10 protein-coding genes are annotated in these 12,314 nt (G+C 50.7%); 4 read left to right on the top strand and 6 right to left on the bottom strand.

Going from position 1 to position 12,314, the window contains the following annotated elements; all coding sequences use genetic code 11:
- Window positions 1-64 precede the first annotated feature (64 nt).
- The 4 genes from PGRAT_RS09035 to PGRAT_RS09020 form a co-directional block, all read right to left on the bottom strand.
- A complete protein-coding gene (locus PGRAT_RS09035) occupies window positions 65-898 on the bottom strand; it encodes a carbohydrate ABC transporter permease (RefSeq protein ID WP_025708302.1) in 834 nt (277 codons plus the stop codon).
- Between the two features lie 5 nt (window positions 899-903).
- Entirely contained in the window at window positions 904-1,785 is an 882-nt protein-coding gene (locus PGRAT_RS09030; protein WP_025708301.1) for a carbohydrate ABC transporter permease, read from the bottom strand.
- 137 nt (window positions 1,786-1,922) lie between these two features.
- Entirely contained in the window at window positions 1,923-3,296 is a 1,374-nt protein-coding gene (locus PGRAT_RS09025) for an ABC transporter substrate-binding protein (protein ID WP_025708300.1), read from the bottom strand.
- Window positions 3,297-3,825: 529 nt separating this feature from the next.
- Complete coding sequence (locus PGRAT_RS09020; RefSeq protein ID WP_025708299.1) at window positions 3,826-5,181, bottom strand: FAD-dependent oxidoreductase; 1,356 nt, start codon at window positions 5,179-5,181, stop codon at window positions 3,826-3,828.
- A gap of 104 nt (window positions 5,182-5,285) precedes the next feature.
- Here PGRAT_RS09020 and PGRAT_RS09015 point away from each other — a divergent pair, with 104 nt between their 5' ends.
- On the top strand, window positions 5,286-6,371 hold the full coding sequence (locus PGRAT_RS09015; RefSeq protein WP_025708298.1) for a LacI family DNA-binding transcriptional regulator: 1,086 nt from the start codon (window positions 5,286-5,288) through the stop codon (window positions 6,369-6,371).
- Between the two features lie 61 nt (window positions 6,372-6,432).
- Here PGRAT_RS09015 and PGRAT_RS09010 read toward each other — a convergent pair whose 3' ends face one another.
- The gene (locus PGRAT_RS09010; protein WP_036706629.1) at window positions 6,433-7,194 is read right to left on the bottom strand and encodes a response regulator transcription factor; all 762 of its coding nucleotides are present in this window, start codon (window positions 7,192-7,194) and stop codon (window positions 6,433-6,435) included.
- A gap of 275 nt (window positions 7,195-7,469) precedes the next feature.
- Between PGRAT_RS09010 and PGRAT_RS09005 the strand changes: the two genes are divergently transcribed.
- From PGRAT_RS09005 to PGRAT_RS08995, 3 genes are read left to right on the top strand one after another with little or no spacing between them, the layout of a single operon-like run.
- A complete protein-coding gene (locus PGRAT_RS09005) occupies window positions 7,470-8,420 on the top strand; it encodes a glycoside hydrolase family 113 (RefSeq protein ID WP_025708296.1) in 951 nt (316 codons plus the stop codon).
- 23 nt (window positions 8,421-8,443) lie between these two features.
- Window positions 8,444-9,664 (top strand): AGE family epimerase/isomerase, encoded by a 1,221-nt coding sequence (locus PGRAT_RS09000; RefSeq protein WP_025708295.1) that lies wholly within the window; start codon window positions 8,444-8,446, stop codon window positions 9,662-9,664.
- The gene (locus PGRAT_RS08995; RefSeq protein ID WP_025708294.1) at window positions 9,664-10,839 is read left to right on the top strand and encodes a glycoside hydrolase family 130 protein; all 1,176 of its coding nucleotides are present in this window, start codon (window positions 9,664-9,666) and stop codon (window positions 10,837-10,839) included. Before PGRAT_RS09000 ends, PGRAT_RS08995 begins: the two co-directional genes overlap by 1 nt.
- Window positions 10,840-11,236: 397 nt before the next feature.
- Here the strand turns inward: PGRAT_RS08995 and PGRAT_RS08990 are convergent, their stop codons facing one another.
- Window positions 11,237-12,301: a LacI family DNA-binding transcriptional regulator gene (locus PGRAT_RS08990; RefSeq protein WP_025708293.1), complete on the bottom strand. Its 1,065-nt coding sequence runs from the start codon at window positions 12,299-12,301 to the stop codon at window positions 11,237-11,239.
- Window positions 12,302-12,314 lie beyond the last annotated feature (13 nt).

The following is a 12,314-nucleotide window of genomic DNA, read 5'->3' as shown; positions in this document are numbered from 1 at the left end:
CAGTCCCAAGTTCCGGCTATGCCAAAACCGTTTCTGCTGTTATTCATCTGCGGTCTGTCAGGCCTTATTTGACCGACCCTTGCGCAAAACCGTTATAGATGTATTTCTGCAAAGCGATAAAGGCGACCAGTGTCGGTATAATTGCGATCATAATGGCGGCGCAGATAACCTCCCACTGTGAACCATACGGACCCTTGAATTTGAACAGCGCGGTGGAGACCACCTGCAGGCTGCTTTTAGGCATGTACAGGAAAGGCGTGTAGAAATCGTTATAGATGTTAACGCCCTTTACGATAATCACTGTTACAATGGCCGGACTGAGCAGCGGGAGAATAATTCTCCAGTAGATGGTCCAGTAAGACGCTCCGTCCAGCATCGCCGATTCATCAAGCGATTCGGAAATGGAGTCCAGAAACTGCATGAAAATATAAACAGCGATGATATCCGTACCCAGATACATCAGGATCGGCGCCCAACGGGTATTGAACAATTCCAGCGAGTTGATGATCTGGAAGGTAGCCACCTGGGTGGTTACTCCCGGAATCAGCGTTGCCAGCAGAAAAGCGCCCATGAGCAGCTTGCTGCCCTTGAACCGGAACCGGGCCAAAATGTAAGCCATCATAGAACCGGTAAGTGTAGCACCGGCAATGGAAATGAGCACGATGATAATCGTGTTCATGAAGCCAAGCAGCATATTCCCGTCTATAAAAGCTTTGGAATAGTTAGAAAAATTCAGCCAGTTTTCCGGCAGGGTAAGCGGGCCTGTCGACGCATATTCTTTATTCGTTTTTAAAGAGGCAAAAAAGACGACGACGATCGGCACCAGTGCCATCAGCGCTCCCAAAACCAAAGTGAGGTATTTGAAGAAAGAAGCTAAGTTATATTTTAGAGTATGCATAGTTCTTACTTCTCCTCCTTAATCAGAACACGCTGTAGAATGGTGACAAGAACAACAATTCCCAGAAGCACTACGGCCATAGCCGAGGCTAGTCCCAGCTTGCTGTATTTAAAGGCCACGTCGACGGTCTGGATGACAAAAGTGCCGCTGCCATTGGAACCGCCAGTCATGACATACGGAATTTCGAATACACCGATCGCTCCGCTCACTGCGAGGATCAGATTGAGCTGCAGTATGCGTTTGATGCTCGGAATAATAATGTGTCTGAACTGGTGCCAGCGGTTGGCGCCGTCAATTTCCGAAGCTTCGTAGATATCACCGCCAATGGAAGAAATCGCTCCAAGGAAGATGATAAAGTTCATCCCCATGTATCTCCATACCGAGGCAAAGGCGAGGGAGATATTGATCAATTGGGGATTCAGCAGCCACTTCTGCTGCCAGGCTCCAAGCCCGACGAGGTCAAGGATGGTGTTCAATGTTCCTTCCGGCTTGAAGAAAAACAGGAAGATAAAACCGATAGCCACGCCATTGAGCAATGTCGGAAAGAACAGGATTCCTTTGAACCAGTTCTTCATGCGGACGTTAAAGCTAAGAATGGTGGCAAAATAAAGTGCCAGCCCCATTTGGACAAAAGTAGCAAAGAAATAATACAAGCTGACCTTGAACACGGCGAAATACTCGGGTTTGGTGAAGATCGTTTTGTAGTTGTCAAAGCCGACATACTCCATATTTTTACTGAATCCATTCCAGCTTGTGAAGCTGTACTGGAACATTTTGAATACGGGTAAATATGAAAACGTCAGCAGCAGGACAACGGGAACGAGAGAAAATAAAAAAATGATCAAAATACGTTGATTTTTGTAGCTCATGTTAGACAATTTGGGCACGCTCCACACCTCCTAAGAACACATGCTTATTACTCCTAATCCTTCTCCAGCGCATAAGTGAAGGGGAAAATGCCTGCCAGGGCACCTTCCCGTTCTATTAAGTCTGTCCTCACTTCTGCGGTAAAAACTGTTAAGTCTTATTTGCCTGAGGTAATTTTAGCTCTTGCCTCTTTCCACTTGTCATTCAGGTCTTTCATAATGTCATCATAGGAATCTTTTCTGTTGCCGATCGCTGCTTCAATAATCACTTTCTTAAAGTCAGGCTGCCAGAGTCCGATTTCAGCTTGTTTATCGATAGCGTCAACCCAGCCCTCTTCACCGGCTTTGGCAGGGGTAAGTGTGTCAAACGTAACGTCAGTGCCTTCAAATTGTTTCAGGATTTCCGGAAGCTCAGCGCCTTTAACCGGGCTCATGCCGCCGCCTTCATTTGTAGGATAGCCTGATTCGTTAATGAACCAATCCACCCATGCTCTCGCAGCTTCTTTGTTCTTGCTGTGGATGCTTACGCCGAGCGTATAATCGTCAGACAATGGAACAAAAACCTTTTCGGCGTTGGTCGGGAAAGGCATAAAGCCTATATCATCAGGGTTGGCAGCAACCCCCTTGATCTGTCCGATAGCCCATGAACCGAGCATCATCGTACCGATTTTGCCGTTCGCCAGATCGGATTTGGAGGATTCCCAGTCTGTCGTAGTTGGGTCTTCTTCGATCAGACCATTTTTGGCTGCATCATACATTACTTTGTATAAGTCATAGTGAGGCTGGCCTTTAACGAAGTTATCATCGGAGGCTACTTGTCCGATGTTGACATAATCCCGGTTACCGGCTACGGTAGCCAGATCCGATTCCCATTGGGTCAGCGTCCAGCCAGCTGCATAGTTCGTGTAGAGCGGAATGGCATCGGTCTTATCCTTGATGCTTTTCAGGGCTGCGTTGAACTCATCAAAGGTTCTAGGTATCTTAGTGATTCCGGCATCCTTGAATACTTGTTTGTTGTAGATAATACCGGAGTAGTTAACTGTAGTTGGAATACCGTAAGCAATTCCGTCCACAGCGCGCTCTTCCAGACCGGTATACTGCTTCTCAAGATCGGACATCTTACCCAGCGGCTCAAAGAAGTCCGGCAGATCTTTAATCGCTACGCTTGTAGGCAGCAGCAGTACATCGCCATAGTCACTGGTGCTCATGCGGATTTTAATCTGATCCTCGTAGTTGGACAGCGCTTCGAAATTCACTTTGACATCCGGATATTTCTCATTGAACTTTGCGGCGAAATCCTTGAATACGGTATCAACAATATCCGTTCTCTGGGTGATAACCGTGATCTCACCTTTGATATCTTTAGCTGCATCGCCTTCAGGGGCTGCTGTCGCCTCGGTGTTTGTTCCGGTATTGCCTGCATTTGTTGCTGTTGCATTGTTGGCATTATTGTTGTTCGATGAACATCCTGCGAACAAACCCGCCATCAGTGTCAATGCTGCCAAGCTGGTAACTGCTTTGGTTTTCTTCATTGTTTGTTGACCCCTCTCTTCATTTTGAAACCTGAAAATAATAACAAAAAGCTAACAAAAATCATCACAAATCAACAATCTATACTTTAGGGAAGGCCAATTTTCACTCGCTTCCGTTTGAAAAGTGATGATGTTATCGCTTACAAACATATTATAAATCGTTTCCAAACCTAAAACGATGGTTTCAATTGTTTTTTCTGGTCTTCAATTTGTTATTTTTGTTTTTATTATATTCCATTTGTTATCTATTTTGTATGTAAAAAAAGGCAAACTCCCCATTTCGGGAAATTTGCCTGCGGCGAAAATGTCTATGATGCAGAAAGTTATGCGGAAAGGAAAAGAGCCTGTACTATATAAATAGAACTTAAAAATCGATGAAGAGGGCAATCATTGTTAGTGAAAAAAAGATCACTTCTCGGACGCATTCGACTAATGGAGTATCCTATGTTGGAAAAAGTACCATTAATCCGGCTGAAAGCAGCCATATGGGATGAATAGCTTTCAAGTTCTCTGGTCCATCTCATATTGTTTAAATATTTAGTGCCGCATGTACTTCCTCTCCGAGCCAGGCCTTCTGCCGGACAAGCAGGTTCTGCAGCTCGCGTATTGGAACCTCGCGTGAAGTCATGGACGAAGTGCTGGCCAGGTACGCGGCGGTGCCTGCCGCCTGGCCCATGGCGAAGCAGTTCGGCATGACGCGGAGCGAGCCCTGCACCACGCGGTCCGAGGAAGCTGCCCGTCCGGCAACCCACAGGTTGTCGACGCCCGCGGGCAGCAGCGCCCGGTAAGGCACACCGTGTGACCGGCCGCTCGGCAAATGCTGAATATCCATTTGTGACTGGGAGTCGGCCAGATGAACATCAATGAAATATGAATTTCTGGCGATATCATCAGGGAAAGATTTCATGCTCATGAAATCCTCCTTCACCAGCGTATAATCGCCCACGATCCGCCGGGTTTCCCGGATGCCGATTTGCTCTCCGGAGGTCACGAGATGCGCTTGTTCAAAGCCCGGCACGTATTTGCGCAGGAAATCCAGCTGCACCTTGATCCCCTGCCGGCCTTCGATCGCCCCCCGGGTCAGATCCTCCGCCCGGGTCCCGTCAATCCCGAAGATATGCCCAAAGTTCACTCCGACCAGTGAATCCGATATCCAGGAAAAACCAGACACTTCCTTGCGCCCATGCGGAAGATCTCCTGCTGCCTGCGCCTTCTGGACCAGAGCCGGAATCTGGCCGGTATCTCCGGTCCTTTCCAGATATTCATTGAACCGGCTATAGCTCACATCACTTAATACATAACAAAGCGTTCCCGGCTGCAGCTCGCCCTGCTTCCCGCCTTTCTGGAAGGCTGCTCCGGACATTGCCGCAATATCCGCATCACCGGTAGCATCAATAACATAGCGGCATCCAATATAAGAACGGCCACTTTTATTAACAATCACCACCCCGTCTACACGTGAGCCGCCCGCGCCCATTACCACCTGGGAAACAATGGTATGGTATAGCACATCCGCACCGCTATCAAGCACCTTGGCTTCATAGACCCGCTTGAGCACTTCCGCATCAATGGGTACCCAGTCCAGCTGCTCCCCGTATCTGCTCATATAATCCGGACCGCAGGCCTGCTTCATGGTCTCCAAAAGTTCCAGACCGATTCCGCGCACGACCGGCTTCTCATGATCCGTATAAGGGCAGAATGCCGGAACCAGTGCCGCCGTTCCCATCCCCCCCAGATACCCTCGCTGCTCTACGATCAGAACGGATGCCCCGTTCCTGGCTGCTGCGATGGCGGCGGCAATCCCGGCAGGACCTCCTCCGGCGACCAGCACTTCCACTTCACGGCTTACCGGGATCTGATCTGCTGGAATTGTGATTGTCTTCATTTCATCGGCCTCCTTGTTATCTTATGAACTAAACTTATAATATAATGAAATTGAAGCCTCATTTTACTTACACTTTTGTTTCATTTATAGGAGTGACCTGCCTTATGCCTATCCGTAAAAAAGTAACGCTGCAGCACCTCGCCACCGAGCTGGGCTTGACGGTCCATACGGTGTCCAAGGCCCTCCGGGGCCTCCCCGGCATGTCGGAGTACACCCGAAATGAAGTGCTCCTGCTGGCGCACAAGCTCGGCTACCACACCAAGGAGCAGGAACGCAGTCTTTTATTTGAGAATACCCCTGTCTACTCAAGACAAAGCCGCCGCTTCATCTTTCTGATCGCTGCCAGGCAGGGCCTGCAGTCGCCGCTGCACCATGTTCTCCTGGAGAGTGTGCAGCACCGGCTGGGCGAGGCAGGCCACAAGGTAGAACTATTATTTGTCCCGGAAGGGCTTCAGCCGGCAAAAGCCTTCATACAATGGGAGAACAAACATAATCTCTCTTATGCTGATGGCATTTTTATTAGTCCGGTAATTGATGAATCCGTAGAGGCACATCTGATCCAGCGGAAAATGCCCCGGATTCTGCTCAATTTCCCTCCTCCCGGTGCAAATGTGGACAGTGTCATCTGGAATGTCCATGACGCCATGCAGCAATCCGCCAGACATCTGATTGCCATGGGGCACCGCAGGATAATGTACATTGGAAATCCGTGGCTGAGCCGGGGCTATCAGCTGCGCTGGCAGGCCTTCTGCATGACCCTGGAAGCAGCCGGGATTCAGGCGGAGCCGGACTCCCATATCTTTGAAATGAACCAGCCGCAGGAGGAATGGACAGCGTTATGGAAGCGCCAGACCGAAACGTATAAGCCCACGGCCTTCATCTGCGCCTCGGAGCAAGCCTTAACCCGTGTATATCTGGCTTGTCAAACCACCGGCAAGCGCATTCCGGGGGACTACTCCCTGATTGGTCTGGAACCGGAGCCGTCCCTGCGGAACATTATCCCGGATATCGCCCGGCCCACGCTGCCTGTTAAGGAAACCGGATATCGTGCGGCAGACCGGATGCTGTGGCGGATTGCCAACCCTTCGCTGCCCTATGAGCACATTCTGCTTCAAGGCGGGCTTCATAACGGAAGCACCGTGCAGCCGGCACATGCAGAAGAACCCCGCGGTAAGCGGGGTTCCTCTTAAGGCCACCTGAAAGCCGTTCTGTCTGTATTTTTAGCAGATTTCTTCCGGCAAGCCTATTCTTTTATCTGCAGCGGCTCTTATAATCCTTCGGCGTCATGCCGCACATTTTTTTGAACAACTTATTGAAGTAGACCGGATCGCTGTAGCCGACCCTTTCGGCAATTTCGTAATTTTTCAGATCGGGCTGGCCGATCAGGAGCTCCTTGGCCTTGGCGATGCGGATACCGATCAGGTAGTCCGTTATCGTCTGGCCTGTCTTGAATTTGAACAGCCTGCTGATGTAGCTGGCATTCATCCCCACAGTCTCCGCCAGCCGTTCAAGCTCAAAGTTCTGGCCATACTCCTTCTCCAGGATGCTTTTAGTCTGCTCAACCACATAGTGCTCACCGCCTTCAGCGGCCTGGTGGGGTGTTTCTTCCGGCTCTGCTGCCGCCGGCCGCAGCTTCTTATTCTCCTCCACACTTTTCAGCAAATCGTAGAGCTGTGCCTTCTCAATAGGCTTAAGCAAATAATCGAGCACACCATGCCGCATGGCCCGGCGGGCATATTCAAATTCACTGAATCCGCTCAGCACGGCTATGGGGAGGTGTTTCAAATGCCCTCTTACCTCTTCAATCAGCTTAAAACCATCCATTCTCGGCATCTTGATATCTGTTATAAGCAGGTCTATATCGTCCCGGCCCAGCTCCCGGAGATGATTCCATGCCTCCAATCCATTGCCATAGGAACCGATAACCTTAACTTCCAAATCCATTCGGGAAGTAATTTTCTCAAGCCCACGGCGAATCACTTCCTCATCGTCCGCAATCATGACCCTGATCACCAGCAAATCGCCTCCAGTTTAGTTAAAGCTACAAATGATTGCGCTGTCATTATCAATTATAAGCTTCATTATCTTATTAGCATATGTACTCTGTTGTACTTTTATAGTCTTCAGTTTACTTTGCCCATTTTCTGCTTGAAATCATGCCTAAAAAGGGTTATAACTTAATTGTGTATTGTTATTATTAAATAACAAAATTATAATAACAATATAACAAAATAACATTAATGTTTCGATGCCTAATCCTACTATTCTAAATAAGCGAGGTAGCTGAGATGTCACTGCAGAATGAATATGTCGGAGGCGTTACCTGGGGTTTCATGGGCAGGCGCGGAACCTGGGCTAATGAAGCGGCCGAGACTTCAATGGAGCTTATGCAATCCGTGACCGGAGCGAACTGGACCGCTATCGCCTTCAGTGCAATCCAGGCCACTCCGCAATCCACAGAAATTCCTTATTGGGAGAAACCCACGGTTACCGATGATGAGGTCCTATGGGCAATCCGCACAGCAAAGTCACTTGGCCTGAAGGTATGCCTGAAACCGATTGTGAACTGCGCAGACGGCACTTGGCGCGCCCACATCAACTTCTTCGACAAAGATGTTCCGTGCGAGCCCAAATGGTCGGATTGGTTCAGCTCTTACACTGCCTTTATTTTGCATTTTGCCGCGATTGCCGAAGAAAGCGGTTGCGAAATGTTCTGCATCGGCTGCGAACTGGTCATGTCAGACAGACGCGCAGCACAGTGGCGGACCCTGATTGCCGAAGTCCGCAAGGTGTACCACGGAATCCTTACCTATAATTGCGACAAGTATCAGGAGGACAATGTGACCTGGTGGGATGCCCTTGATGTCATTTCCTCCAGCGGCTACTATCCTGAGCAGGATTGGGAGGCACAGCTTGACCGGATTGAGGCCGTGGTGAAGCAGCATAATAAGCCCTTTTTCTTCATGGAAGCTGGCTGTCCGAGCCGCACCGGCAGTGCCGCGATTCCGAATGACTGGTCCCTAAAAGGCGAACCGAGCGAGGAAGAACAGAAACGCTATTACGAGGCGATGTTCCACAGCTGCGAGAGCCGGAAATGGGTCCAGGGCTTCATGCTCTGGGATTGGCCGGCCCAGCTCTATCCGCTTGAAGAGGCGGCGGAGAACGATGATTACTGCATGTACGGCAAATCCGCAGCGCCCATCATTAAAGAGTACTACAGCTCCAAGACTCATAAGTAATATAAAGGAGTGAATCAGGGAAAATGAAGATTTCAACTGAGGAATGGCGGAGACAGCTGGAGAATGAGCTGAAGGAAAATATCCTGGGCTTTTGGATGAAGCATTCACTGGACGAAGCGCATGGCGGCTTTGTCGGTGAGATCGGCAACCAGATGAATGTCATAGCTGGCGCGGAGAAAAGCCTTGTGCTGAATGCGCGGATCCTCTGGACATTTGCGAGCGCTTACCGGTTATATGGCACTTCAGAATATTTAGCTATGGCTGAACGCGCCTACAACTACCTTATCCAGCACTTCACAGATAACGAATACGGCGGATTGTTCTGGATGGTGGACGCGCACGGGGTTCCTTCCCAGCCGAAGAAGCAAATCTATGGCCAGGCTTTTGCCATCTATGCGCTGGCCGAGTTTCACCATGCTACCGGGCGCAGTGATGCCCTGCAGCAGGCCGTTGACCTATTCCATATTGTAGAGAAATACGGCTATGATCCCCTCTATAAAGGTTATATTGAAGCTCTGTCACGTGAATGGCAGATGACGGATAACCTGAGTCTCAGTTCCAAGGACATGAACGAGAAGAAATCTATGAATACTCATCTGCATGTGCTGGAAGGTTATACCGGCCTGTACCGGGTCTGGAAATCAGAAGAGTTGAAAAGAAAGCTGGCGGAGCTGATCGAAACGATGCTGGACCATATTATCGATGCAGAAGGCAAGCATTTCCACCTGTTCCTGGACGAAGAGTGGCATGTGAAGTCCCGGAGCATCTCTTACGGCCACGACATCGAAGGCAGCTGGCTGCTGGTTGAAGCTGCAGAGGTGCTTGGAGATGAAGCGCTGCTGCAGCGCGTGCGCAAGGTAGCCGTTTCTATGGCTGAAGCCGTGCTGGCGGAGGGCATTGCGGAAGACGGCGGAATCTGGAATGAAGCGGACGGCAGCGGTCATATTGACAAGTCCAGAGACTGGTGGCCGCAGGCCGAAGCTATTGTCGGCTTCTACAACGCCTATCAGCTGACCCATGAGACACGGTTCCTGGAAGCTGCGGAGAACGCCTGGATTTTTACTGACCAATATATCATTGACCACAAGCTTGGCGAATGGTACTGGGGCGTTGATGAAACGCTGCAGCCACTGGCCCGTGAGCCCAAGGTCAGCGCCTGGAAATGCCCTTACCATAACAGCAGAGCCTGCTTCGAAATGATCGGGCGGCTTACCCTAACATCCACTATAAAGGAGACAAAATAATGACGACAATCTTTCAAGAACGCAAACAGAAGCTGACTGAACGTTATGAGGCGCTGATCGGACGCAAAAATGAAAAGGTTCCCTGCGGCAACGGCATCTATGACCGCTACCAATATCCGCTGCTCACTGCTGAGCATGCACCGCTGATCTGGCGCTACGACTTCAATCCGGAGACCAACCCTTATTTCGCGGAAAGAATCGGGGTTAACGGCATCTTCAACCCTGGCGCCATTGAACTGGACGGCAAGTTCTATATTGTGGCCCGGGTAGAAGGCAATGACCGCAAATCCTTCTTTGCTGTTGCCGAGAGCGACAGCGGTGTGGATGGCTTCCGCTTCTGGGATCATCCAGTAGTGCTTCCCGAAACTGAAGACCCGGACATCAACGTGTATGACATGCGCCTCGTGAAGCATGCCGACGGCTGGATTTACGGCCTGTTCTGCACCGAACGCAAAGACCCGGATGCCCCGCATGGCGACCTGTCCAGCGCTGTTGCCCAGTGCGGCATTACCCGCACCAAGGATCTGAAGACCTGGGAACGGCTCGCTGACCTGAAGACGGGGTCTGCCCAGCAGCGCAACGTAGTGCTGCACCCTGAGTTTGTAGACGGCAAATATGCTTTCTATACCCGGCCGCAGGATGGCTTCATCGACGCCGGTTCCGGCGGCGGTATCGGCTGGGGATTATCCGACACGATCGAAAATGCTGTAATTACAAGCGAGACCATCATGGACCAGCGCTATTACCACACGATCAAAGAAGTGAAGAACGGCCAAGGTCCGGCACCTATCAAAACGCCCCGCGGCTGGCTGCACATCGCCCACGGCGTCCGCAACACCGCTGCCGGACTGCGCTATGTGCTGTACGCCTTCCTGTCCGATCTGGAGGAACCTAACAAGGTCACGCACGCGCCGGGCGGACATTTCATCGCTCCGGATGGTGAAGAGCGCGTCGGCGATGTATCCAATGTTGTCTTCTGCAACGGCGTGATCGCACGCGACAACGGAGACATTTACATCTATTATGCATCGTCTGACACCCGCATCCATGTCGCCACCACAACGGTTGACCAGATGCTGGATTATGTCCTTAATACCCCTGAAGACCCGCTTCGTTCTTATGCTTGCGTACAGCAGCGGATTGCTTTGATCGACCGGAATTTGCAGTTGAAGTAGTTGTGGATTGAACTTGAGAGCTTTACATTTGGGTGTTGGCTGTAACTGCGGGGAATGTTTGGACTTCGGGCCGCTGTTGTATTCAGATGTTTTTGATTATACCGCTTCGCTTAGCGGATAACATCTGAATACAAAGCCGGACGCTATCGCGCCTCCAGTTCCAAACTCCCCCTCCGTTACTTCACCTTTCATATTGTCTTCTCAAGTTCTTTTATAGGAGAGTAAGAAGAAGTAAAAGGCGGCCCTTGTGGAAACTGGGGCCGCCTTTTTATTGGGGTCAGAGGTTATAACTGCATTTCATACAACTAAAGAGTCCATTTTAAGTGTGCGCATTAACGTATAAACCGTGCGAAACCTAATCACAGCTTATTCCAGCATTCCGCGAAGCCTAACCGATCTACTTCCGGGGACCCGCTACCGAATCCCGGTGAACAATATCAGCGGAGATCAGAATCTTCTCCAGCGGCGCAGACGGATTCTGAATCCGGTTCAGCAGCTTCTCCACGGCAGCACGGCCCATGGCTTCCTTGGGTACATGTACGGTGGTGAGCGGCGGAATTCCCCGCATCGCATCTTCAATATTGTCAAAGCCCGTTACCGAAATGTCAGCAGGAATGGCTATGCCTTCCTCCCTCAGCACCTCACAGACGATGAGCGCCGTGGAGTCGTTGGCACAGACGAGTGCGCTGGGGAGGGTTTTGGCTTTTTTGCGCTTGGCCATCCAGAGCCTGAAATCGTCGCGGAACGTGCCGTCCTCCATCCCTTCCAGCACCAGCATCTCATCATCGCCAGCCGGAGTTTTCATATCGTTTTCCTCCAGCGCACTGCGGAAGCCGATCCAGCGGTCACGGAAGCTGCGCGAGTAGCGGATATTGCCGATAAAATGAAACAACGTATGCCCGATGCCCATCAGATGGTTGCTCAGCCGGGTCATGGAGTCGATATTGTTGGCGAACACGGTATCGCTCGGGATCAGCGGGTCCTCATGGTCAATCAGCACCATCGGCAGCCCGATGCGGTGAACCTCCAGCAGGAGGGAGGTGGAAATCTGCCCTACTCCTACCAGACCGAGCAGCCCGTTAGGATTAAGAATATTGATAAAATTATCAGCGCGGTGCTCCGAAACAATCACCATCCCCAACCCTACCTGATCGAGCGCCAGCGCAATGCCGTCGACGATTTTTCCCCAGTAGAGGGAATCCTGGGTCTGCGACCGGATATTCGGCATCAGCACAAGCACCGACTGCTTGTTGCGGTCACTGCCGGCCGCCGGGGACGTACGTTTAACATTTTGCACATAAGCATTTTTCTGCGTGAAATACCCTAGCTGGGATGCAGCCTGAATGACCCGCTCCCGGGTAGTTTCGTTGACGCCTCCTTTACCGGAGAGTGATTTGGAGACAACAAACTTGGAGACGCCGAGATGGTCGGCGATTTTTTGCATGGTCACTTTTTTTGCCATTGAAAATACCTCC

It is taken from the genome of Paenibacillus graminis (assembly GCF_000758705.1).
Classification (GTDB): Bacteria; Bacillota; Bacilli; order Paenibacillales; family Paenibacillaceae; genus Paenibacillus_AQ; species Paenibacillus_AQ graminis.
The sequence above is the reverse complement of the archived record's forward strand: the minus strand, read 5'-3'. Positions and strand labels throughout refer to the sequence as shown.